This is a genomic window from Polaromonas sp. (genome assembly GCF_030689685.1).
Lineage (GTDB): Bacteria > Pseudomonadota > Gammaproteobacteria > Burkholderiales > Burkholderiaceae_C > Polaromonas.
This window is the reverse complement of the sequence record NZ_JAUYEY010000010.1, coordinates 26,887-49,942: the sequence shown is the minus strand read 5'-3', so window position 1 is coordinate 49,942 and position 23,056 is coordinate 26,887. Positions and strand designations below refer to the sequence as shown.

Genomic DNA, 23,056 nt, shown 5'->3' with positions numbered 1-23,056 from the left:
TGTCGAAGCCAAGGACCCTTCGACAGGCTCAGGGCAAACGGAACTTCAGACCGAGCCGATCACCCCTTCGACCAGGTAATTCATCTTCTCCAGCTCGAGGTCGGTCTGCTTGAAGACCTTGCCGGCCGGGACGATGGTGCCGCCCTTGTTGTCCTTGAGCGGGCCCTTGAAGATGTCGAAGCTGCCCGCTACCATCTGCGCCTTGACGCTGTCGGCCTGCTTTTTCGCCGCATCGGTCACGGTCGGGCCGTAGGCCGACATCTTCACGTAGCCGTCCTTCAGGCCGCCGCGGATGAAGTTGGGATGCGGCTTGCCGCTGCGCGCGGCTTCCACGAAGGTGGTGTAAGCCGTGAGCCAGTTCCACTCGGCGCCGGTCAGGTAGGCCTGGGGCGCGAGCTTGGCCTGGCTGGCGTGGTAACCGCAGACCATCTTGCCGCGTTTGGCCGCCGTCTCGACGATGACTTTCGGGCCGTCCACGTGCATGGTGAAAACGTCCACGCCCTGGTCGGCCAGACTGTTGGTGGCTTCGGCTTCCTTGACTGGCATGGACCAGTCTCCGGTGAAGATCACGCTGGTGGTGATGCCGGGCTTGACCGAACGGGCACCCAGGGTGAAGGCGTTGATGTTGCGCAGCACCTGCGGGATCGGCTTGGCGGCGATGAAACCGATCTTGTTACTCTTGGTCATGTGGCCGGCGATCACGCCGTTGAGGTACTGGCACTCCTCGATGTAGCCGAAAAAGCTGGCGGCATTTTTCGGGTGTTTGCCTTCGGTCCAGAGCCCGCCGCAGTGGGCAAAACGCACATTGGGAAATTTGGGCGCCACCGCCAGCACATGCGGATCGAAGTAGCCGAAGGAGGTCGGGAACACCAGCGACGCGCCGTCCTGCGCAATCATGCCGGTCATGCTCTTCTGCACGGCGGCGGTCTCGGGCACGTTTTCCTCCTCGACCACTTTGACGCCGGGCATCTTCTTGAGTTCGGCTGCAGCCTGCGCCTGCGCCTGGTTGTAGCCGTAGTCGTCGCGCGGGCCAACGTAGATCACGCCCACGGTCAGGGGCTTTTGCGCAAAGGCAAACGGGCTGGCGGCTGCGGCGCCTAGCGCGGCCAGGGTTTTGATCGAATCGCGGCGATTAATGAAGTTGGTCATGGTTGGTGCTCCAGGGGTTAAGGGGAATCAGTGGTCAAGGGAACAGGGATGAACTCAGTCAAGAAGGCTCACATGCGCCGCGACCACACGCCAACCTTCGGGCGTGCGTACCCAGGTCTGGCTCTGCCTGCCAGGTTTGGCGTTGCCGGCGCGCTGGAACTCGACGTTGGCGGTCGCGAAGTCATGTCCATAGGTGGTGATCACGGTTTTCAGCAAGCTGCGCTGCAGCCCCTGCGCGGGCCGTCCCGCACGGAAGTCCTGGATGGCGGCGTAGCCGTAGAGGTTCTCAGTGGCGCCGTAACGCAGGGTGTGCGGGCTGTCCCAGAACAGCTCGTCAAGCACCTCTACCTTGTTGTTGACCAGCGCGTCCTCATAACGCGCAAACACGGCCGTGACTTCGGCCAGGACCGCAGGAAGATTGATGGCGAGGGTGGGATGCATGGCTTCACAGAGTGACGGGTTGAACGTGGGCAATACCGGCGTCGCCCAGCACCTGCGCAACCCGGAAGGCCAGGTCCTCGCGCCACGGCGCGGCAATGATTTGCACGCCTATCGGCAAACCACCGGTGCCCGCCGGCCACATCGGCGCGGTGACCACCGGGCAACCCGCAAAGGAGATCGGCTGGGTCAGCAGGCCCATGGCGGCGCGGCAAGGCTGACGCACACCGTTGATGTCCTGCCACTCGGTGCCAATCACGGTGGCGCTGACGGGTGTGGCGGGGGTCAGCAGCACGTCCCAGTCCTGAAACAGGGTGTTGACCTTGTCGCGGTAAACGCGGCGAAAGCGCTGCGCGCGCAGATACCAGTCCACAGGCTGCAGCGCACCGGCGATGAAACGGTCCACCGACAGCGGCTCGAAATCGTCGGCACGCGTGCGCAGGTCGCCCAGGTGCAGGCTGCCCCCTTCACTTGCGGTGATGATGAAGGCCGCAGCGCGCGCCAGCGCGGCGTCGGGCCACAACACATCGGACTGCGCACCCAGGGTGCGGGCCGCCAGCGCCACCACCTCACGGGCGCCGGGTCCGGCATTGTCATGAAAGTAGCCGTCGAGCACACCGATGCGCAGGCCGGCTATCCCCTTGCCCAGGGCTGGCGACACCGGCTGCACACGCAGCGCATGGCTGCCCGGATCCAGCGGGTCGGGCTGCTGCAGCGCGTCGTAGGCCAGGCCCAAGCCGGCCAGGCTGCTGGCCAGCGGCCCGAGGTGGTCGATGCTGTGTACAAAGGGATAGGTACCGCGGCGCGACAGGCGACCGAAGGTGGGCTTGAGCCCCCAGACGCCGCACAGCGAGGCCGGCACACGAATGGAGCCGTTGGTGTCAGACCCCAGCGTGACGGGCACCTGTCCGGCCGCCACCGCTGCGCCGGAGCCGCCCGAGGAGCCGCCGGCGATACGCGTCAGGTCGTGCGGGTTGTGGCAAGGACCGTAATGCGTATTTTCGGTGGTGAAACCGTAGGCGTATTCGTCCATGTTGAGCGCTCCGACCAGCACCGCGCCGGCGGCTTTCATCTGCGTGACAAGCACCGCATCGGCGGTCGCCGCCGGCAAGCCATGGTTGACTTTGGAGCCGGCCAGGGTGGTCAGGCCCTCAATGTCAAACAGGTTCTTGACCGCATAGGGCACACCGGCCAGCGGCCCCAGGGTCTCACTGCGGGCTCGCCGGGCGTCCACGGCATCGGCTTCGGCGCGGGCGCGGTCCCGGGTTGTTTCGGTGAAGGCATTGACCCGGCCGTCGGTGGCGGCGATACACGCCAGGCTGGTCTCCACCAGCTCGCGTGCACTGAGATCGCCCGCAGCAACGGCGGCAGCCATGGTGGCAGCGTCAAACGCTATGATTTTCATAGCTGACTGCGCCCGTCATTCAAGGGCGGAAAGGCTGCCGGACTGTAAATTTCGGCGAGTTCGTCGTGCGGCGCCAGCGGCGCGGTATCCAGCAGCGCGGCCATGGCGGCGGTGCGCTGGAGGTGGGCAAGCACGCGGGCCGCCCGCTCCGGCGGCAGCGGCAGTCCCAGCACGGCGGCCGTGCTGCCGACATAAGCCGCGATCTTTGCTTCGTCCATGGTTTCTCCAGATGGCTCAGCGCCGCACTTCGCGCTGGAAAATTTCCAGGCTCAGTTTCTTGGCGCTGATGAAGCCCGGCTCGGACAGCGTCTCCACCGTGCGCGGCCGGGCATCGTCGTAGGGCAGGATCTCGGCGACGCGGGTCGGCCGCTTGGTCAGCAGCAACACCTGGTCGGCCAGGTACACCGCCTCTTCCAGGTCGTGCGAGACCAGCAGCATGGTGGTGCCGGTCTGCATGAAGACCTCTTGCAGTTTTTCGCGGATGAACAATGTCATTTCAAAATCAAGCGCAGAAAACGGCTCATCGAGAAACAGCACCTCGGGCTTGGGCGCCAGCGCTCGCATGATGGACGCGGTCTGCTGCTGTCCGCCAGAAAGCTCATACGGATAACGCCTCAGGTCGAACTTCACGTCAAACGACGCCACCAGTTCGGCCATGCGCCTGTCCACCTCAGCCTTGGACTTGCCCTCCAGCTTGAGCGGGTAGGCGATGTTGTCGATGGTGCGCATCCAGGGGAACATCGCCTCCCGGTAGTTCTGGAAGACGTAGCCGATCTTGGTGTCTTTCAGCGACTTGCCGTCAAACAGGATTTCACCGGCGTCAATCGGCACCAGGCCGGCGATCATGTTGATCAGGGTGGATTTGCCACAGCCATTGGGGCCGAACACCGAAACAATCTTGTGTTTCGGAATGTCCAGATTGAAGTCTTCATACAGCGGCCAACCGGCAAAGTATTTGGTCAGTCCGCGTATCGTGATGTGGGTGCCGGCCGGGCCGGGCTTGAACTGGGGCACAGGCACATCGGCAAAAACAGGGGCGTTGAGAACTGCAGACATGGCTACCTTCCACTCCAGTGAACAATACGGCGCTCGACGACGAGAAAGAGGATATTCAGCGCATAACCCAGCGCACCTGCCGCCAGAATCGACGCATACATGTCTTTCACATTCATGACCTGTTGCGAGTTGATGATGCGGTTGCCCAAGCCGCTGTCGGCACCAATAAACATCTCGGCCACAATCACGATCACCAGCGCCATCGACACCGCCGAGCGCAGTCCGACAAAACTCGGCTGCAGGCTTTCCCAGATCAGCACGTCCTTGAACACCTGCCAGCGCGAGGCGCCCATGACCTTGGCCGCCATCACCCGCTGCTTGCGCGCATTGATGACACCGTAAGCGCTGTTGAACACCACAATCAGCAGCGCGCCAAAGGCCGCAATGGCCACCTTGTTGACGTCCGATACGCCGAAGATCATCAGGAACAGCGGGATCAGCGCGGAGGACGGTGTCGAGCGAAAGAAGTCAATCAGAAACTCGACGCTGCGGTAGGCTTTTTCTGAACTGCCGAGCAAAACCCCCAGCGGCATGCCCACGGCGGCAGCAATCAGGAAGGCCTGAACCGTGCGCCAGACCGTCACCAGAAAGTCCTTGAGCAGCGGCCCACCCGCCAGGCCGTTGATCAGGGCGCCCATCGCATCGAGCGGCGGTGGCAGCAAAATCGCCTTGATAAAGCCCAGGCGCACCACCAGGTCCCAGACGATAAACAGCACCACCGGGCCAATGAAGGGCAAGGCCTTGCCCCAGGACGGCTTGCGCGGCGCGCTGCCGACCGGCGCTGTCGCGGGCGGCGCCCACGGTTTGCCCGGCGCCGTCGCTGCGGCGGCGATGGAAGAGTGGGCATCCACCGCTTTAGCCCTTGTAAAGCATGGAGTCAACCATCAGGCGCGAGGCAAAAATGCCGCGCTCGAAAAACAGGTCAAAAAACTTCTGAAAGTGGGCCACGTCGGCTGGCGTGAACTCGTTGTACATGGTGTAGGCCGCCAGCGGCACCTCGCTGGTCAGCGCGCCCTCGATGGCGGTGTAGCCCTTGAGGTACTGACGTGCCTCAACCGCCTTGGTACGCACATAGGTGACACCCTTGCCGTAGGCGGTGATGAATTTTTTCGTTTCGGCTGGGTGCTTTTTGATGAAGCTCGATGTCAGCGATGCGGAACCGCCAAACCAGGGCGCCATGGGGTCGCCCAGCACATAGCGGGAGATCACGCCGGCTTCCAGCACGCGGGTGGTGCCGTTGAGGCGGCCGATGGTGCCGGTGGGCTCCAGTGTGTAGGCGCCATCTAGTTGGCCTGCCGCCAGCGCTGCGATGTGCTGGCCAATGGGTAGCTCGACCACGGTGGCGCCGGTGGCGCCGCCGCGCTCCAGCACCGTCTTGGCCAATGTCACATTCTGGATACCGGGGCCTGAGCCTATACGCTTGCCCTTGAGGTCGGCCATGATTTTGGCGGTGCTTGCGACAGGAACAATCACCTGATCCAGCACGTTTTTCACGTTGCTGGGGTTGGCGCAGAAAATCTTGAAACTGCCGGGCGCTGCCAGCTCCCCCACAGCAATATTGCCTGAGCCGGTGCCATTGGCACTGCCGTCACAACGGTCGGCCAGCATGCCTTCCATGATCTGCTGGGCGCCGGCGAACTTCAATACTTCCACGTTCAGCCCTGCTTCCTTGAAGTAGCCGAGTTCAACCGCCGTATAAAAGGGCAGGCCGGCGGCGATAGGCCAGTAGCCGATGCGGATATTGGGGCCGGCCTGGGCACGGACGATGGCGGGCATGCCCAGCACGCCAAGCAGGGCAGCGCCTGTGACCAGGGTTTTTCTACGGGTGGCCGTGGCGGTGGAAGTTGAGCTGGGGGTCGTCATGGAAGCTCCTTGGAAGTGAAGTGGTTGATAAAACGATGCAAAGAAGGCGTCAGACCGCCAGGGGTTTGAGCGACTGGATATAGGCACGCCAGCCGCCAAGGTGAGAAATGTCACGAGCTCCGCCCTGCAGGGCCTGGACCTCGCAGACAAAACCTTGAACGCTGCTGCCGTCGCCGAGTTCCAGCGTGCCTATGCCCAGCGGCGCGGGAATCAGGGCGACAAACGAGCCGTACTCGGTCAGCGGCATGTCCCAGATTTCCAGCGCGATGCGCACGCCCTGGTTGGGGGCTACGCGCAGCAAGCCGGGTTTGGGCGGCGTGGTGCCGGGCAAGGCATACAGCCTGTAATGCGCTGCGGTTTCAGTGTTGCAAACCAGCGTGGCGCCCCGTTGGGTCAGTTGACCGTTTAGCGGCATGCCCGACAAATGCGCCCCCACGACGGCCACCTTCACGGTTTTAGCTCTCTCGCTCGTTGGGAGAGGGGTGGGGTGAGGGCTGAGCCCGGCAACCGGCTGCATGGCCGGTAAGGGCTCCCCGGTTGCGCCCAGCAGCAATCCTGTCTGGTGGTGGTAACGCTGGCCAAGCTCGGCCAGTTGCCAGTCGCTGCCGGAGGGCCCGATCAGGGTGATGCCAAACGGCAGGCCGTCTGCCCGCATTGAACTGGGTACCGACAGCGCTGCGTAGTCGAGCAGGTTGACAAAGTTGGTATAGGCGCCGAGCTTGCGGTTCAGCGCCACCGGGTCCCGCTGCATCTGCGCAATCGTGTAATGCGTAGGTGCGGTCGGCACCAGCAGGCAATCGGTCTGCGCCCACATGGCATCGGCCTGCTGGCCCAGCAACTTGACGCGGGTTTGCACCTCATAAAGATCAGCGGCGCTGTAGTTGCGGCCGGCGGCAATGATGCTGCGTACCGGCTCGATCACCTCGCCTTCGTGCGCATCAAAGAAACCGCGGATGGCGGTGTAACGCTCGGCCACCAGCGCACTTTCATAAAGCAGCGACGCTACCTCGGCGAGCGGGCGGAAATCGACGGGCACGGCGGTGCCGCCCATAGCCTGCAGGCGAACGATGGCGTCCCCGAACGCCGCCTCGGCAGCAGCGTCACCATAAAACTCCGGCGCCGACGGAATACCAAAACGGAAGGCAGCGGGCCAGGCTTTGCTGGCCATCACCAGTTTGCGCGACCAGGCGTCAAGCGGGTCGTGCCCCATGGCGGCCTCCAGCACGCGCACGGCGGTGGCGACGGTACGCGCCAAGATGGACACGCAGTCCACGCTTTGCGCGGCTGGCACCACGCCGCGCGCACTGATCAGGCCGCGCGAGGGTTTCAGGCCGACGATGTTGTTCAGGCCGGCCGGCACCCGGCCGGAGCCGGCGGTGTCGGTACCCAGCGCAAAGTCCACCTGACCGGTGGCCACCACATAGGCCGAGCCCGAGCTGGACCCCCCCGATACATACAGCGGGTTGAGCGCATTGGGCACGGCGCCAAACGGTGAGCGTGTGCCGTTCAGGCCGCAAGCAAACTGGTCAAGGTTGGTTTTACCGGCCAGCTGTGCACCAGCATCGAGCAGCTTTTGCACGACAGCGGCATGGGCTGGCGGCGTGTAGGCAAAGGCCGGGCAGGCCGCCGTGGTGGGCAGTCCGGCAGCATCAATATTGTCCTTGACGGCAAAACGCAACCCCGCGAGCGGGCCCGTCCCCGCCTCGTCGGCTGCCGACAGGACAGCTTGCGCCGGTTTGTGGATCCAGGCCTCATCCGCCCAGGCCGGGTCGGATGTGGCGGAATCGAGGGTCATGACGGGGTGCACCAATTTAAAGCATCCATACTTGTGTACAAGATGAGATGCAAGGGCCGTGCCAAGTGATGGTGGCGTCGCTGACCAGCGGTGCTACCTTGCCCGCGCCACAGCCGGGCGCGCCTGCGCGCTCAGCGCAGGTGCCCTGCATTTATGTATCAAAAATGCCGCTGGCCCATGACTGGTGGGAGGAGGTAGCTACTTTTTTAATAGCACCTGCGCCGACCGGCGATGCCGCAGGCCTTACCAGCCGATGGCCTTCGGCAGCCAGGTCGCTATCGCCGGGAAGAAAAAGACCAGCACGATGCCCAGGATCTGCAGCCCCACGAACGGAATCACACCGAGGTAGATGTGCCGCGTGGTCACACCGGGCGGCGCGACGCCGCGCAGGAAAAACAGCGCCCAGCCGAAGGGCGGCGTCAGAAACGAAGTCTGCAGGTTGACGGTGATCATCATCGCCAGCCAGACCATGTCGACACCGGCGGCCGCGAAGATCGGCAAGAACAGCGGCACGGCGATGTAGCTGATCTCGATCCACTCGATGAAAAAGCCGAGCACGAAGATCAGGCCCATCAGGAACCAGATCGCGGTGTTGATGCCGCCCGGCAAAAACGCGAACAGGTCCTCGATCAGCTTTTCACCTTGCAGGCCGCGGAACGCCAGGCTGAAGACCTGCGAGCAGATCAGGATGAACAGCACCATCGCAGAGATCCGCGTGGTGGTCTGCATCACGTCGCGCAGCACTGACAGCGAGAGGCGGCGCGCCAGTGCCACCACCAGGATGGAGCCCAGCGCGCCCATGGAGGCGGCCTCGGTCGGTGCCGCGACGCCGCCGATGATGGAGCCCAGCACCGACAGCACCAGCGCCACCGGCGGCAGCGCCACCTTGAGCACGCGCAGCCACAGCTGCGCACGTGACACCGCGTCGCGCTCGGCCTGCGGCACCGGCGGCATGGAGTCGGGCCGGATCATGCCGTAGACCACGATCCAGCTCACATACAGCCCGGCCAGCATCAGGCCCGGCAGCACCGCTGCGGCAAACAGCGTGCCCACCGACAGCTGCATGATGTCGGACAGCAGGATCAGCACCAGGCTGGGCGGGATGATCTGGCCCAGCGTGCCCGAGGCGCAGATGGCGCCGCAGGAGATCGCCGGGTCGTAACCGCGCCGCAGCAGCGTCGGCAGCGTCAGCAGGCCCAGCGTGATCACGGTCGCGCCGACGATGCCGGTGGTCGCGCCCATCAGCACGCCGACGCCGATGATGCCCAGCGCCATGCCGCCGCGCAGCCCGCCGGCCAGGTGGCCGATCACGTCGAGCAGGTCTTCGGCCAGGCGCGATTTTTCCAGCATCACGCCCATGAAGACAAACAGCGGGATCGCCAGCCACTGGTAGTTGGCGACCACGCCGTATATGCGCGCCGGCAGCAGGTTGAACAGCGATTCACCGAAACCCATGAAACCAAAAATGAAGCCGCTGGCGGCCAGCGTGATGCCGACCGGGATGCCGCCCATCAGCATCAGGAAAAAGCCGATCAGCAGGCCGATTGCCAGCCATTCGTTCATGCTCATGGCGTGCCCTCCGGGGTGGGGGCCGGTTGCGGGTCGAACAGGCGCAGCGCAGCGCCGACACCCTGCGCCGCTGCCATCAGGCCGAACACCGCAAAACCCACGGGGATCAGTGCCTTGAGCATCCAGCGGTGCGTCAGGCCTCCCGGGTCGGACGAGATTTCGTTGATCACATAAGACTGGGTCACGAACTGGATCGAATAACGAATCACCAGCGCCGCCATCGCGATGGCCAGCAGCGCCGTCAGCAGGTCCACCGCGGCTTGCGCGCGCGGCGTGTAACGCGCGTAAAAAACATCGACACGCACATGTTCACCCTTGAGCAGCGCGTAGGTCATGCCGAACAGCACCAACGGCGCCAGCAGGTGCCACTCGAGCTCCTGGGCCCAGACCGAGCCGATGCTGAAGGCATAACGCATCAGCACATCAATGGCCATCAGCACCACGATGGCCAGCGTGAGCCAGGAAGCAGCGCGGCCGATCAGGTCCACGGTGCGCTCGACACGCGCCACAAAGGCGCGGGCCAGCCCGGCGGCCCCCCCGGGGGCGCCGGCAGTTGTCAGATTCGTCATGACTGGTTCAGGCCGTCAGGATCTTGTCGTGGTACGGGCCTTCGCTGTAGCCGGCCCAGGCGTCGTACTTTTTCTTGTACGCCATGTAGGAGTCGTGCACCTTTTTGGTCATGGCATCCTTGGCCACTGCCTCGGCCAGCACCTGATTGGTGACTTCGCGCAGCTTTTTGAGCACCTCGGCGGGCAGCGGCTTGGCGATCACGCCCTGGTTTTTCACCAGGTCGTCCATGGCCTCGGCATTGTTGCGCTGGCACCAGGCCTCGCTGATGACGTTGCACGCGGCCGCGGCGTTTTCCACCACCGCCTGCAGGTCCTTGGGCAGCTTGTCCCAGGCGGCCTTGTTGATCAGCAGTTCCGACACCGTCGCCGACTCGTGCCAGCCCGTGGTGTACAGGTATTTGGCTGCCTTGTGCAGGCCCAGCTTGCGGTCCTGGAAGGGGCCGACGAACTCGGCCGCGTCGATCACGCCGCGCTCCAGCGCGGGGAAGATCTCGCCGCCGGGCAGCAGTTTCACATCGACGCCGAGGGCCGCATACACACGGCCGGCCAGGCCGGGAATACGCATCTTCAGGCCCTTGAGGTCGGCGCTGGACTTGATCTCCTTCTTGAACCAGCCGGTCATCTGCACGCCGGTGTTGCCGCAGGGCATGGCGACCATGCCGAAGGGCGCATACACCTCGTTCCACAACTGCTGGCCGCCGCCGTCGTAGAGCCAGCCGTTGATGCCCTGGAAGTTCAGGCCAAAAGGCACGGCGGTGAAGTACTGCGCGGCAAAGGTCTTGCCGGTCCAGAAGTAGCTGTTGGCATGGTTCATTTCCACCGTGCCGGCACGCACCGCGTCGAAGCCTTCCAGCGCGGGTATCAGCTCGCCCGCGCCAAACACCTGGATCTTCAGGCGCCCGCCCGACATCGTGTCGATGCGTTTGGCCAGGTCGGTCGCACTGCCCGGTCCTTCCATGTAGAAGGGGGAACCCTTGCCGTAGGCGCTGGTCATCTTCCAGCTGAAATTCTGCTGGGCGCGGGCAATCATCGGAAAGCCGAGCGCCGTGCCGGCAGCGGCGGCGACAGAGGCCCGGGTCAACATGGAGCGGCGTGTGGAAGTCATGCGGTAGTCCTTGAAGTAGTGAGGCTGATAAGACAGGGCCTGCTGCGCAAACGGGATGGTTACGCCAAGGGTTAGCATGCAAACAGCGTGCCACGGAAGGGTTAAACAACAGGCGGTTTTCCCTCTGTAGGGGCCTCCCTACAGGCCCTGGTGCAGGCCCCACAGAGGACGTGTTCCGCTCCGGCTGGATGGCTGGGTCAGCGGACGCGGCTTTGACTCGGGATTGAAGTCCGGTGCTTCAGGCTGCCCGGCCAGCCTTGACAGGCTTTAGATCAGCACCATGCTGAAGTCGCTCTTGCCGACATTGCATTCCGGACAGGTCCAGTTGGCGGGCACGGCGGCCCAGGGCGTGCCCGGGGCGATCCCGTCTTCGGGCCGGCCAGCCGCCTCGTCATAGATGAAACCGCAGACGACACACAGGTAGACGTTCATGGATTCCTCACCGGGAGTAATGGAGTGATCGAGTGATGGGAGTGGGGCGCGCACCCTGTCAGTCTTCATCGTGGGCCTGCCCGGTTGCCGCGTCGTTCCAGGTCTTGCTGGAGATCAGGCCGTTCGGTGATTGCTGCCACTCCCAGCCACCGTAGGCCAGCACGGCGAGCAGCAGCAGGGCGGCCAGCCAGACACGGTTCTTCTGCACCAGGTCCGGTCCCTTGCCGGCTATCCTGCCGGTCAGCATGGGCAGGGCCTGGTTTTTCCGCCGCAGCAGGCTCAGGCCCGCGATCAGCGCCAGGTGGGCCAGCACGACAAACAAAAACGCTTCACCGAAAAATTCGTGAACCTCTTCCAGCCAGTCGCCGCCGAGAAAGTCGCCCCAGTCGTTGTAAGTGGCATAGCCGCTGAGCGTCAGCGGCAGCACCATCAGCAGCAGCGCCACCACGGCCAGCGCCATCAACAGGTTCTGGCCCTGCCGCCAGTTGATGTCGGCCAAGGACCGGCTTTGCGTGAGCGAGCGCAGCCACGCCGGTGCGCCGGCCAGCTTGCGCCACATCAGGCCCAGGCCCGCCTGGCGCGGACCCAGCAGGCCGTACAACACACGAAACACCAGCAGGCCGGCCAGGGTGTAGCCGAGCGTGACATGCAACAGACGCCAGCTTTCGCCGTCAGCGGTCAGGTAGGCGCCCAGAAAGCTCAGCGCAAACAGCCAGTGGAACATGCGCGTGGGCGCGTCGATCACCCGGCGGCCTGGGGTGGCCGCTGCGGGCGCGGCCAGCGCGGTGGTGTGGATGGAAGGGGTGGCATGCATGGTGGTTGTCTTTCGAGTCAGTCGTTCCAGGCCCGGCGATAACGGGTATCGAGCCCGGCCGGGAAGCGGATGTTGTCGTCGTTGTAGTCGCCCTTGTCGGCCGCGGTGTGGCAGGCCGCGCAGTTGGCAGCACTCTTGACGCTGGCGTGTTTCCAGACAGCGGGATCGACCTTGCGGTGTTTGCGTTCAAACCAGGCCGCGCGGGTGATGCGGTCCTGCGGCGGCTCTTGCGCCACGCGTTTGTAGGTGCCCGCGTTGACCTTCAGCCAGCTGCTGAGCTGTTGCACCGTGGCCGCGTCCAGCGAGGCGTCGGTGCCGTAGTGCTTGTCCAGGTTGGTCATGATGCGTTCCCAGGAGCGGGCAGGCAACATGCCCGGCGGATAGGCGGTGTGGCAGGCGGCGCACTCCTGGGTGTAGGCCGCAGGCATGTTGCCCGGCAGCAAGCGGCTGCTGTCGGCCCGGACCAGGGCGGGCAGCGCAGCGAGGGCGCAGGTGGCGGCGATCAGCAGGCCGCGGACAGGGGGGAGGGTGTTCATGAAGAAACTCCGGTGGGGAAAAGCATGGCTCAGGGCTTGAGGCTGTTGAGGTAGGCCAGCACGTCGGCCTTTTCGCCAGCGCTGCATTCGCGGCTCAGCACATCCTTGCAGTTGCGGCGAAACCATTTGTCCACCTTGGCGCTGTCGGTGAATGCCTTGGGGTTGAAAGCCGGAGCCAGCGGTGTGATCGACTTTCCGGTGCTGGCGTGTTTGCCCTGCGCCGTGGGTGGCGCGCCGTGGCATGAGGCACAGGACCATTCACCGCCGTGTCTGGCGGAAAAAAATACCCGGCCCTTGTCGGCGTTGCCGGGGGACCCGGCCTGGGCGCTCCAGTGGCTGAGCTGCTCTGCAGGCGTGGTGTCGCCGGCCTGGCTGGTGGCGGGCAGCAGCGCACTGGCCAGCGTGGCGGCAAGCAGCAAGGCTGCGGGAAAGAAGCTGCGTATCGGGGTCATGGCTGGGCTTTCTGCGTTCGGGTTGAGTGGGTGTTGGCAGGTCTTGCAGGGGATGGCATGTATTTTTGGCAAAGGCGCTTGAACCCTTCCTGAAGACGTCGTTCATCTGCGGTTCACAATGGCTGCAGGACAATCCCGTCATGACCTTCATCCTGCCTTTCGTCCTTGTCGGCAAGCGCCGCCGCCCGCTGCGGGGCGCCTTGTGGGTGCTGGCGCTGCTGATTGGCAGCCTGGGGCTGCAGCCAGCCTGGTCGGGCGGCAGGGACGACCACAACCGTGCGCGCCAGGCGCTCCAGGCCGGTGAGGTGTTGCCACTGGGCAAAGTGCTCGAGCTGCTTGAGCGCGAGCACCCGGGCCAGGTCATGGAAGTCGAACTGGAGCAGGAGGAAGGCCGCTGGGTCTACGAAGTCAAGCTGCTGCAGCCGCAGGGCCAGCTGGTCAAGCTCAAGCTGGATGCCCGGACTGCCGCCCTGTTGTCCACCAGGGGCGGCAGCACAAGCGACGCGCGCAGCGGCCGTGACACGCGCCCCTGACACCCCGCTGCCAGCCCATGCGCATCCTCCTGGTTGAAGACGAACCCACGCTGCGTGCCCAGCTGCGTGCCGGGCTGGTGGAAGCCGGTTATGCGGTGGACGAGGCCGACAACGGCCGCGACGCCCACTTCCTGGGAGACACCGAAGCCTTCGACGCCGTGGTCCTCGACCTGGGGTTGCCGGTGCTCGATGGCCTGACCGTGCTCCAGCGCTGGCGTGACGGCGGGCGAACCATGCCGGTGCTGATCCTGACGGCGCGTGACAACTGGCACGACAAGGTGGCCGGCATCGACGCCGGGGCCGATGACTACCTCACCAAGCCCTTTCACATGGAGGAGCTGCTGGCGCGTGTGCGCGCGCTGATCCGCCGCGCTGGCGGCCTGGCCTCGGCGGTGCTGCAGTGCGGCGCGCTGGCGCTGGACACACGCAGCGGTCGCGTCACGCTGGCCGGCCAGCCGGTGAACCTGACCAGCCACGAGTACAAGGTGCTCGACTACCTGATGCACCGACCCGGCGCCGTGGTGTCGCGCACCGAACTCACCGAACACATTTACGCCCAGGACTTCGAGCGCGACTCCAACACCATCGAGGTTTTCGTAGGCCGCCTGCGCCGCAAACTGCCGCCCGAGCTGATCGAGACGGTGCGCGGGCTGGGTTACCGGCTGGTGCCGCCGCCATGACCATCTGGCGCCGGGCCACGTCGCTGCGTTTGCGGCTGCTGGCCGCGACACTGGCCGCACTGGCGCTGGCCTTGCTGCTCGCGGGCGTGTTGCTCAGCGGCCTGTTTCGCGATCACGTGATGCGGCAGTTCGAGGCCACCCTGACCCAGCAGCTTGACCAACTGACCGCCCGGCTCGAGCTGGATGCCAGCGGCCAGCCGCTGATCGATACCCGGACCCTGTCCGACCCGCGCTGGCTGAAACCCTATTCGGGGCTGTACTGGCAGCTGGACCGCATCACCGCCGACGGCCTGTCCCGCGCGGGCGTGTTGCGCTCGCGCTCGCTGTGGGACACCAGCCTGTCGCTGCTCGCCGACGAACTGGCCGATGGCGCGGTGCATGTGCATCAGGGCAAGGGTCCGCTGGACGCCCCCTTGCTGATGCTCGAGCGCAAGGTGCGGATCGCCGAACAACCCGATGACCGCTGGCGCATCGTGGTCGCGGCCGACATGCAGGAAGTCACCGGGGCGGTGGACAGCTTCAATGGCGTGATGGCGGCGTCGCTGGCGGTGCTGCTGGTCTTGCTGGTGCTGGCGGCGCTGGCGCAGGTGGCGGTGGGACTGGCACCCCTGCGCGCCATGCAGCGCGCGCTGGCCGATGTGCATGAGGGGCGGGCGCAGCGCCTGCAGGGCCGCTTTCCCGCCGAGGTGCAGCCCCTGATCGACGACTTCAACGACGTGCTTGACCGCAACACCGAGGTGGTGACGCGCGCGCGCACCCAGGCGGGCAACCTGGCCCATGCGCTGAAGACGCCGCTGTCGGTGCTGGACCAGGCCGCGGCGGGGACGCTGGCAGGGCCGGGCAGCGAACTGGCCCGGCTGGTGAGGGAACAGGTGGGGCTGTCACGCCGCCACATCGACTGGCACCTGGCCCGCGCCCGGGTGGCCGCGACGCAGCGCCTGCCCGGCCAGCGCACCGCGGTCGGGCCGGTGCTGGCCGGCCTGGTGCGGGTGATGGCGCGGGTCCACGCCGAAAGAGGCATCACCATCACCCTGCAAGCCGGTGGCGCAGCGCTGTTTTTTGCCGGCGAGGAGCAGGACTTGCAGGAAATGCTGGGCAATGTGCTGGACAACGCCTGCAAGTGGGCCCGTTCAACGGTGACGATTGCCGCCCGACCGCTGACCGGCGTCCGGCCCCTTCAGTTGCAGGTTGATGTCGAGGACGATGGTCCCGGAATTGACGCCGCACATCTTGCTTTGGTGGGCGCCCGGGGCGTGCGCCTGGACGAGTCGGTTCCCGGTACGGGGCTGGGCCTGGCCATCGTGCAGGACCTGGTCGGCTTGTACGGCGGTGAGCTCAGCCTGCAGCCAGCCGCAGGCGGCGGATTGCGTGCCAGCTTGCGCCTGCCGGCCGTCCAGGCGCCTGCTGCCGGTGTCAAAGTGTGAGGGCGTAGTCCACGGTGATCGGTGCATGGTCGGAAAACCGCTGCGCCCTGTAAATTGTCTCGCTTTGGGCCAGCGCCGCCACCGCCGGCGTGGCCAGGTGGTAGTCCAGCCGCCAGCCGACATTTTTCGCATAGGCCTGGCCGCGGTTGCTCCACCAGGTGTAGGCCTCGTCGGTGGCCGTGGGTTGCAGCTTGCGGTAGACATCGACCATGCCGCCGCCGCGTGTGGCTGTTGTCGTTGGCTGCCCGGTGCCGCCTGTCATTTCTTCAATGGCTTCATCCGCCACCTCCGCGTCACGCAGCAGTTCCGACATCCAGGCGCGTTCTTCGGGCAGGAAGCCGCTGTTCTTTTTGTTGCCCTTGAAGTTCTTCAGGTCGATCTCCTGGTGCGCGATGTTGATGTCGCCGCACAGCACGAAGTCGCGCGTCTTCTTCAGCTTGGCGAGGTAGGGGTAGAACTCGGCCAGGAAGCGGAACTTGGCGGCCTGGCGCTCCTCGCCGGAAGAGCCACTGGGGAAGTAGCAGCTGATGATGGACAGTCTGGGCGCCTGCTTGCGGCCGGGCCGGTCAAAACGCAGCTCCACATAACGGCCTTCGGCGTCGAATTCATGGGAGCCGTAACCGGTGATCACGTCGCTGGGTTCGTGGCGCGTGTAGATGGCGACGCCGGAATAGCCTTTTTTCTCCGCGAAGTGAAAGTGCCCCTTGAGGCCGGCGATGTCCTCGAAGCGCCCGGCCACATCGGCGGCCTGGGCCTTGAGTTCCTGCATGCAAATACAATCCGGCTGGGTCTGGGCCACCCATTCGGTCATGCCCTTGCTGGCGGCAGAACGGATGCCGTTGAGGTTCAGACTGGTCAACTTAAACATGGGACTCCAATGAGCATAACAACGGGCACGCCAGCGCCGGCCGGCAATCCTTTACCCCGGGACGGCACGCCAGACGACGAGCGCCGGACGCTGGCGCAGGAATTCGTCGAGTTCGCCATCGCCTCCGGCGTGTTGCGCTTCGGCGAGTTCAAGACCAAGGCTGGTCGCATGAGCCCCTACTTTTTCAATGCGGGCCTGTTCGACGACGGCGCCAAGCTGGGCCGGCTGGCGCAATTTTATGCGCGCGGCCTGCTGCTGCAGGAGAAAACCAGCGGCCTGCAGTTCGACATGATTTTCGGCCCGGCCTACAAGGGCATCCCGCTGGCCGCCGCGGTGGCGGTGGAGCTGGCGCGTCTCGGCCGCAATGTGCCGTTTGCCTACAACCGCAAGGAAGCCAAGGACCACGGCGAGGGCGGCACGCTGGTCGGCGCACCCGTCAAGGGCCGGGTGTTGATCATTGACGACGTGATTTCGGCTGGCACCGCGACACGCGAGTCGATTGCCATCATCCGCGCCGCTGGCGCCACGCCGCATGCGGTGGCCATCGCGCTGGACCGGCAGGAGAAGGCAGTCGAAAACGGCCAGGATGTGGCTTACAGCGCCGTACAGTTTGTCACCCGCGAGCTGGGTCTTCACGTTTTTGCGATTGCCCGCTTGACCGACTTGTTGCAGTATCTGGCTGAGGCGGGCAAGGCGCCTGCTGGTGGTTTGGAGTCAAACGGCGGCGACTTGCTTCAGACTCATTACCAGCGGGTGCTGGACTACCGGCAGCGCTACGGCGTTGATTGAGGAATCAAGCACATGCCCCTGCAGTTGTACACCGTGACCCAGGCAGGCCTTGCCCTGGTAGCCGCCTGCCTGAGCGAAATCGCGGTCGCACAAACCCGCGTGCCCACCGTGCAAGGCATTTACACCTGCGTTGACGGCACCGGCCGCAAGATTACCTCTGACCGCCCGATTGCTGAATGCCTAGACCGGGTTCAGCGCGAAATCAACCCGTCAGGCACGGTCCGGCGGGTGCTGCCCCCCCAGCTGACCCCCCCAGAGCGCGCCGCGCTGGAAGAAAAGGAAAAGGTCGCCGCCGAAGTGCGGGCCCGCGAGGCTGAAGACAAGCGCCGTGACCGCGCCTTGTTGCTGCGTTATCCCACGCGTGACCTGCATGACAAAGAGCGCGCCGAAGCGCTGAGCCAGGTGGGCGAAGTCATCAAGGCCTCGAACAAACGCTCGCAGGAGCTTGCCGAGCAGCGCAAGGCCATCCATGCGGATTTGGAGTTTTACAAAGACACGCCAGGCCGGGCGCCGGCCTCCCTGAAACGTCGGCTGGAAGAAAACGACAGCAGCGTTGCGATGCAAAAACGCTTCATCAGCGAGCAAGACGCCGAGAAAAAACGGGTGAACCGGCGCTTCGACGACGAGTTGCTCAAGCTCAAACAGCTGTGGGCGACTTCCGGTGCTGTTGTGCCGGGCAAGCCTGCGCCTGCGCCGGTGGCCGCCAAAAAATAAGAGTACCGATCTTTTTCAAATACACGACAGTGAATTGGACTGCTCTCACCCTCGCCCTTCGGGAGAGGGTTGGGGTGAGGGGTTGGGCGCTTCGACAATGATGAATTTGGAGCGCTCGATAGTGATCAAAAATGGCTCTGGCCCATATTGGACGGGCGCAAGCAGCTATTATTTTGCTAGCGATTTCGATCTGCGCTAAGCCAATTTTTTCTTCAGCAATTCATTGACCTGCGCCGGATTGGCCTTGCCCTTGGTGGCTTTCATGGCCTGACCGACCAGCGCGTTCATGGCCTTGGCATTGCCGGCGCGCACTTCCTCGACGTTTTTAGCGTTGGCCGCGAGGACATCGTCGATGATCTTTTCGAGCTCGCTGGTGTCGCTCATTTGTTTGAGGCCAAGCTGTTCGATTAACGCATCCACTTGCGCGATGGGCTCAGCATCCACAGTATTTCTCGACCACAGCAACTCAAAAACCTGCCGAGCTGCTTTGTTGGAAATCGTATTGTCAGAAATGCGTGAAATAAGCGCTGCGATTTTTGCTGGTGCTTTGGTGCTCGTCAATTCGTAAACACTGATTTCAGGTAAAGCGTCTGATGAATTTAGTGCAGGTAACACTGCGTTGATGTACCAATTCGCTGCGAGTTTAGGTTCGCTGCTCAGTTTGGCTGCATCTTCATAATCTGCAGCGATACCCCAGCTACAGGTTAGTTGAGCGGCGTCGTGCTCCGATAAACCGTGCTGGCTCCGAAATCGCGCAGCCATTGCTCGAGGTAGCTCCTTCATAGCCGCACGCGTTTCCTCAACCCACTCGCGCGAAATCACCAGCGGAGGCAGGTCCGGGTCAGGAAAATAGCGGTAATCCGCCGCATCTTCCTTGGTGCGCATGGCGCGCGTCTCGCCGGTGTCCGGGTCGAACAGCACGGTCGCTTGCTGGATGGTTTTGCCGTCCTCGATTTGCTCGATCTGCCAGCGTACTTCGTAGTCGATGGCCTGCTGCATGAAGCGGAAGCTGTTCAGATTCTTGATCTCTCGGCGTGTGCCCAGCTCCGCGCCGGGCTTGCGCACCGACACGTTGGCGTCGCAGCGGAAGCTGCCTTCCTGCATGTTGCCGTCACAAATCCCTATCCAGGTCACGATCTTGTGCAGCTCTTTCGCATAGGCCACCGCTTCCGCAGATGAACGCATGTCGGGCTCGGTGACGATCTCCAGCAGCGGCGTGCCGGCGCGGTTCAGGTCGATGCCACTCATGCCTACAAAGTCTTCGTGCAGCGACTTGCCGGCATCTTCCTCAAGATGCGCACGCACCAGGCGCACCGATTTTTTTTCATCGCCGAGGAAAAACTCGACCGTGCCGCCCTGCACCACCGGAATTTCAAACTGGCTGATCTGGTAGCCCTTGGGCAGGTCGGGGTAAAAATAATTTTTGCGTGCGAACACGCTGCTCTCGGCGATGTGCGCATTGACGGCCAGGCCGAACTCGATGGCGCGCTGCACTGCGCCCTTGTTCATCACTGGCAAAGCGCCGGGCAGGGCAAAGTCCACTGCCGAGGCCTGGGTGTTCGGCTCTGCACCAAAGGCGGTCGAGGCGCGGCTGAAAATTTTCGATTGCGTGGTGAGCTGCGTGTGGGTCTCGAAGCCGATGATGACTTCATAGCCCAGCACCAGCGGCCCCGTGGGTCTGCCTGCCTGCATCTGGGCGAAGGGGTTGACGGTGGGTTGGGTCTGGCTCATGTCAAATCACTCAAAGGCCTGGGGGCTGGCGCAGGTGCCAGTCGGTCGCGAGCTGGAACTGGTGCGCCGCGCCCAGCAACTGCGCTTCCTTGAAATAGTTGCCGATCAGTTGCAGGCCGACCGGCATGTTGTGCGCGCCGAAACCGGCCGGCACACTCATGCCGGGCAGGCCCGCCAGGCTGCTCGACAGTGTGTAGATGTCGGCCAGGTAGCTGGCCACCGGGTCGCTGGCGTTCTCGCCGATCTTCCAGGCGACGGTGGGCGACACCGGGCCGGCAATGATGTCGCACTGTGCGAAGGCCTTCTGGAAGTCCTCGGCAATCAGCCGGCGGATTTTCTGCGCCTTCAGGTAGTAGGCGTCGTAATACCCGTGCGACAACACATAAGTGCCAATCATGATGCGGCGCGTGACTTCGTCGCCAAAACCTTCGCTGCGCGACTTCTTGTACATGTCGGTCAGGTCGCCGTAACTGGCGGCGCGGTGCCCGTAACGAACACCGTCGAAGCGGCTCAAGTTGCTGCTGGCCTCGGCCGGTGCGATCACGTAATACACCGGGATGGACAGCTCTGTCAGCGGTAGATCGACATCAACCAGCGTCGCCCCCAGCTTTTCAAACTCGGCCAGCGCGGCGCGCACGGCCTGCAGCACGTCGGCCGAGCAGCCAGCGCCGAAAAACTGGGTGGGCAGGCCAATCCGCAGACCCTTCAAGCTTTTTGGGGCTGTAGCCCCTGTCCCACCTGCGCCAGCAGCTATCAAATCTGTAGCGTAATCGGCCACCGGCAGGTCCAGCGAGGTCGAGTCGCGGTCCAGGTCCGGCCCAGCCATGCTCGACAGCAGCAGGGCGCAATCGAGCGCAGAGCGCGCCATCGGGCCGGCCTGGTCCAGGCTGGAGGCAAACGCCACCATGCCGTAACGCGAGCAGCGGCCATAGGTCGGCTTGATGCCGGTGATGCCGGTCAGCGAGGCGGGCTGGCGGATCGACCCACCGGTGTCGGTGCCGGTCGCCGCAGGCACCAGGCGCGCAGCCACAGCGGCTGCGCTGCCGCCCGACGAACCACCGGGAATCCGCGTGCGGTCCCAGGGGTTCAGCACTGGCTGGTAGGCGCTGTTCTCGTTGCCCGAACCCATGGCGAACTCGTCGCAGTTGAGCTTGCCCAGCGTGACCATGCCCGCGCCAGCCAGTTTGCCCACCACGGTGGCATCGAACGGACTGCGGTAGTTCTCCAGCATTCTTGAACCGGCGGTGGTTGGGAAGTCGCGCGTGACAAAGATATCCTTGTGCGCCAGCGGCACACCGAGCAGCGGCGTGCGCTCCCCGGCGGCCAGGCGCGCATCGGCCGCCTTGGCCTGCGCCAGTGACACCGCGCTGTCGGTGGCAAGAAAAGCGCCCAGGCCGGCGTTTTGTTCAATGCGGGCCAGGAAGTGCTGCGTCACTTCGACGCTGGAGACGTTGCGGGCGGCGAGTTTGGCCGCGAGTTGGGCGACCCCGAGGTCGTGCAAATCGGTGCTCATTCAATCACCTTGGGCACGAGGAAGAGGCCGCGCTCGACAGCGGGCGCGCTGACCTGGCTGGCCTCGCGCTGGTTCGGTTCACTGGCAATGTCGTCGCGCAGACGCAGGGCCACCTGCCCCAGCACCGCCGCCGGGTGCGCCAGCGGCTCCACGCCCTCGGTATTGACGGCGTTCATCTGTTCTACCAGCGCGAAAAAGCCGTTGAGCTGACTGCGTGTGTGTTCGGTTTCGTCGGGGCGTAACTCCAGCCTGGCCAGGTTGGCGACGCGCATGATGTCTTGGGGTGTCAATGCCATGGAAAAACTACAGCGGAAACGAGGTGTAAAGGTGAAATAATGGCTTGTGTGCCAGCCAGTGACTCACGGGGGATGCGTTATTATCCCGCCTTTGGTGTGCACTCAGGGTTGGATGCACGCTTTAGGCGTTATTTATCAAGGTGCTAGACCGTTTCGTCCTTCCATTTTTCACGCGCTCATTGATTAATCATAGAAGGCGATAGGGCAACGAAGTTTGCTCCGTGCCCACCACCAGAACCGGACCCCCAACATGTTTGAAACTTTCCGTCGGTATTTTTCCACCGACCTGGCGATTGACCTCGGAACCGCCAACACCCTGATTTTTGTGCGCGACCGTGGCATTGTGCTGGACGAACCTTCGGTAGTTGCCATCCGCCACGAAGGCGGCCCGCAGGGCAAAAAAACCATCCAGGCCGTTGGCCGCGAAGCCAAGGCGATGCTGGGCAAGGTTCCCGGCAACATCGAGGCCATCCGGCCGATGAAAGACGGCGTGATCGCCGACTTCACCGTCACCGAGCAGATGCTCAAGCAGTTCATCAAGATGGTGCATCCGCGCAGCTTCTTCAAGCCGAGTCCGCGCATCATCATCTGTGTGCCCTGCGGCTCCACCCAGGTCGAGCGCCGGGCGATCCGCGAAAGCGCCCTGGGCGCTGGCGCCAGCGACGTGTACCTGATTGAAGAACCCATGGCGGCGGCCATAGGCGCCGGTCTGCCGGTGTCCGAAGCCAGCGGCTCCATGGTCGTCGACATCGGCGGCGGCACCACCGAAGTCGGCGTGATCTCGCTGGGCGGCATGGTATACAAAGGCAGCGTACGCGTTGGTGGCGACCGTTTCGACGAGGCCATCATCAGCTACATCCGCCGCAACTACGGCATGCTGATCGGCGAGCCGACCGCCGAAGCCATCAAGAAAAACATTGGCTCTGCCTTTCCCGGCTCCGAGGTCAAGGAGATGGAAGTCAAGGGCCGCAACCTGTCCGAAGGCGTACCGCGCAGCTTCACGATTTCCAGCAACGAAATCCTCGAAGCCCTGACCGACCCGCTCAACAACATTGTCAGTGCCGTGAAAACCGCACTCGAACATACCCCGCCCGAGCTCGGCGCCGACATCGCCGACCGCGGCATGATGCTGACCGGCGGCGGCGCGTTGCTGCGCGATCTGGACCGCCTGCTGGCCGAAGAAACCGGCCTGCCGGTGCTGGTGGCCGAAGACCCGCTGACCTGCGTGGTGCGCGGTTGCGGCATCGCGCTGGAGCGCATGGACCGCATGGGTTCCATCTTCACTTCGGAATAACACGCATCCTTCTCGATGCCGCCGAATGGGC

Annotated in this window: 25 protein-coding genes; 6 read left to right on the top strand and 19 right to left on the bottom strand. The window is 64.1% G+C overall.

Going from position 1 to position 23,056, the window contains the following annotated elements:
• Positions 1-45: 45 nt before the first annotated feature.
• The 15 genes from Q8O29_RS02985 to Q8O29_RS02915 form a co-directional block, all read right to left on the bottom strand.
• Positions 46-1,149, bottom strand: a complete 1,104-nt coding sequence (locus Q8O29_RS02985; RefSeq protein WP_305560571.1) for a BMP family ABC transporter substrate-binding protein — start codon at positions 1,147-1,149, stop codon at positions 46-48.
• Between the two features lie 54 nt (positions 1,150-1,203).
• A complete protein-coding gene (gene hpxZ / locus Q8O29_RS02980) occupies positions 1,204-1,590 on the bottom strand; it encodes an oxalurate catabolism protein HpxZ (RefSeq protein ID WP_305560570.1) in 387 nt (128 codons plus the stop codon).
• 4 nt (positions 1,591-1,594) lie between these two features.
• Entirely contained in the window at positions 1,595-2,992 is a 1,398-nt protein-coding gene (locus Q8O29_RS02975) for an AtzE family amidohydrolase (protein ID WP_305560569.1), read from the bottom strand.
• Positions 2,989-3,210 (bottom strand): DUF4089 domain-containing protein, encoded by a 222-nt coding sequence (locus Q8O29_RS02970; protein WP_305560568.1) that lies wholly within the window; start codon positions 3,208-3,210, stop codon positions 2,989-2,991. Before Q8O29_RS02970 ends, Q8O29_RS02975 begins: the two co-directional genes overlap by 4 nt.
• 16 nt (positions 3,211-3,226) lie before the next feature.
• The gene (locus tag Q8O29_RS02965; protein WP_305560567.1) at positions 3,227-4,048 is read right to left on the bottom strand and encodes an ABC transporter ATP-binding protein; all 822 of its coding nucleotides are present in this window, start codon (positions 4,046-4,048) and stop codon (positions 3,227-3,229) included.
• 2 nt (positions 4,049-4,050) lie between these two features.
• Entirely contained in the window at positions 4,051-4,899 is an 849-nt protein-coding gene (locus Q8O29_RS02960) for an ABC transporter permease (RefSeq protein ID WP_371134136.1), read from the bottom strand.
• 4 nt (positions 4,900-4,903) lie between these two features.
• A complete protein-coding gene (locus Q8O29_RS02955; protein ID WP_305560566.1) occupies positions 4,904-5,911 on the bottom strand; it encodes an ABC transporter substrate-binding protein in 1,008 nt (335 codons plus the stop codon).
• Between the two features lie 49 nt (positions 5,912-5,960).
• Positions 5,961-7,706, bottom strand: coding sequence for an allophanate hydrolase (gene atzF, locus Q8O29_RS02950; RefSeq protein ID WP_305560565.1), 1,746 nt, complete (start codon positions 7,704-7,706; stop codon positions 5,961-5,963).
• Between the two features lie 243 nt (positions 7,707-7,949).
• Positions 7,950-9,275 carry a TRAP transporter large permease subunit gene (locus tag Q8O29_RS02945; RefSeq protein ID WP_305560564.1) on the bottom strand — a complete coding sequence of 442 codons (1,326 nt, stop codon included), beginning with the start codon at positions 9,273-9,275 and terminating at the stop codon, positions 7,950-7,952.
• Entirely contained in the window at positions 9,272-9,844 is a 573-nt protein-coding gene (locus Q8O29_RS02940) for a TRAP transporter small permease subunit (protein ID WP_305560563.1), read from the bottom strand. The genes Q8O29_RS02945 and Q8O29_RS02940 overlap by 4 nt, the downstream gene beginning before the upstream one ends.
• Positions 9,845-9,851: 7 nt before the next feature.
• Positions 9,852-11,027 (bottom strand): TRAP transporter substrate-binding protein, encoded by a 1,176-nt coding sequence (locus tag Q8O29_RS02935; RefSeq protein WP_305560562.1) that lies wholly within the window; start codon positions 11,025-11,027, stop codon positions 9,852-9,854.
• Between the two features lie 189 nt (positions 11,028-11,216).
• Positions 11,217-11,381: a rubredoxin gene (locus tag Q8O29_RS02930; protein ID WP_305560561.1), complete on the bottom strand. Its 165-nt coding sequence runs from the start codon at positions 11,379-11,381 to the stop codon at positions 11,217-11,219.
• A gap of 58 nt (positions 11,382-11,439) precedes the next feature.
• Positions 11,440-12,195, bottom strand: coding sequence for a cytochrome b/b6 domain-containing protein (locus Q8O29_RS02925; protein ID WP_305560560.1), 756 nt, complete (start codon positions 12,193-12,195; stop codon positions 11,440-11,442).
• A gap of 17 nt (positions 12,196-12,212) precedes the next feature.
• Positions 12,213-12,731: a diheme cytochrome c gene (locus tag Q8O29_RS02920; RefSeq protein ID WP_305560559.1), complete on the bottom strand. Its 519-nt coding sequence runs from the start codon at positions 12,729-12,731 to the stop codon at positions 12,213-12,215.
• Positions 12,732-12,760: 29 nt separating this feature from the next.
• A complete protein-coding gene (locus Q8O29_RS02915; protein ID WP_305560558.1) occupies positions 12,761-13,183 on the bottom strand; it encodes a DUF1924 domain-containing protein in 423 nt (140 codons plus the stop codon).
• Positions 13,184-13,323: 140 nt separating this feature from the next.
• On the opposite strand from Q8O29_RS02915, the gene Q8O29_RS02910 reads away from it, so the two are divergent.
• The 3 genes from Q8O29_RS02910 to Q8O29_RS02900 are packed head-to-tail and all read left to right on the top strand — an operon-like array spanning position 13,324 to position 15,820.
• The gene (locus tag Q8O29_RS02910; RefSeq protein WP_305560557.1) at positions 13,324-13,716 is read left to right on the top strand and encodes a PepSY domain-containing protein; all 393 of its coding nucleotides are present in this window, start codon (positions 13,324-13,326) and stop codon (positions 13,714-13,716) included.
• 17 nt (positions 13,717-13,733) lie between these two features.
• Positions 13,734-14,396: a response regulator transcription factor gene (locus Q8O29_RS02905; RefSeq protein ID WP_305560556.1), complete on the top strand. Its 663-nt coding sequence runs from the start codon at positions 13,734-13,736 to the stop codon at positions 14,394-14,396.
• The gene (locus tag Q8O29_RS02900; RefSeq protein ID WP_305560555.1) at positions 14,393-15,820 is read left to right on the top strand and encodes a sensor histidine kinase; all 1,428 of its coding nucleotides are present in this window, start codon (positions 14,393-14,395) and stop codon (positions 15,818-15,820) included. The genes Q8O29_RS02905 and Q8O29_RS02900 overlap by 4 nt, the downstream gene beginning before the upstream one ends.
• Here the strand turns inward: Q8O29_RS02900 and Q8O29_RS02895 are convergent.
• Positions 15,810-16,688 (bottom strand): exodeoxyribonuclease III, encoded by an 879-nt coding sequence (locus tag Q8O29_RS02895; protein ID WP_305560554.1) that lies wholly within the window; start codon positions 16,686-16,688, stop codon positions 15,810-15,812. The genes Q8O29_RS02900 and Q8O29_RS02895 overlap by 11 nt on opposite strands.
• 9 nt (positions 16,689-16,697) lie before the next feature.
• Here Q8O29_RS02895 and pyrE point away from each other — a divergent pair, with 9 nt between their 5' ends.
• Together pyrE and Q8O29_RS02885 are read left to right on the top strand one after the other, a co-directional pair.
• Positions 16,698-17,477 carry an orotate phosphoribosyltransferase gene (gene pyrE / locus Q8O29_RS02890; protein ID WP_305560553.1) on the top strand — a complete coding sequence of 260 codons (780 nt, stop codon included), beginning with the start codon at positions 16,698-16,700 and terminating at the stop codon, positions 17,475-17,477.
• 12 nt (positions 17,478-17,489) lie between these two features.
• A complete protein-coding gene (locus Q8O29_RS02885; RefSeq protein ID WP_305560552.1) occupies positions 17,490-18,191 on the top strand; it encodes a DUF4124 domain-containing protein in 702 nt (233 codons plus the stop codon).
• A gap of 195 nt (positions 18,192-18,386) precedes the next feature.
• Here the strand turns inward: Q8O29_RS02885 and gatB are convergent, their stop codons facing one another.
• Genes gatB through gatC form a run of 3 tightly spaced genes read right to left on the bottom strand, consistent with a single transcriptional unit; the run spans position 18,387 to position 21,731 of the window.
• A complete protein-coding gene (gatB, locus tag Q8O29_RS02880; protein ID WP_371134135.1) occupies positions 18,387-19,922 on the bottom strand; it encodes an Asp-tRNA(Asn)/Glu-tRNA(Gln) amidotransferase subunit GatB in 1,536 nt (511 codons plus the stop codon).
• Positions 19,923-19,932: 10 nt separating this feature from the next.
• Positions 19,933-21,435: an Asp-tRNA(Asn)/Glu-tRNA(Gln) amidotransferase subunit GatA gene (gene gatA, locus Q8O29_RS02875; protein ID WP_305560551.1), complete on the bottom strand. Its 1,503-nt coding sequence runs from the start codon at positions 21,433-21,435 to the stop codon at positions 19,933-19,935.
• Entirely contained in the window at positions 21,432-21,731 is a 300-nt protein-coding gene (gatC, locus tag Q8O29_RS02870; RefSeq protein ID WP_305560550.1) for an Asp-tRNA(Asn)/Glu-tRNA(Gln) amidotransferase subunit GatC, read from the bottom strand. Before gatC ends, gatA begins: the two co-directional genes overlap by 4 nt.
• A gap of 250 nt (positions 21,732-21,981) precedes the next feature.
• Between gatC and Q8O29_RS02865 the strand changes: the two genes are divergently transcribed.
• Positions 21,982-23,025 (top strand): rod shape-determining protein, encoded by a 1,044-nt coding sequence (locus Q8O29_RS02865; RefSeq protein WP_305560549.1) that lies wholly within the window; start codon positions 21,982-21,984, stop codon positions 23,023-23,025.
• Positions 23,026-23,056: the final 31 nt, after the last annotated feature.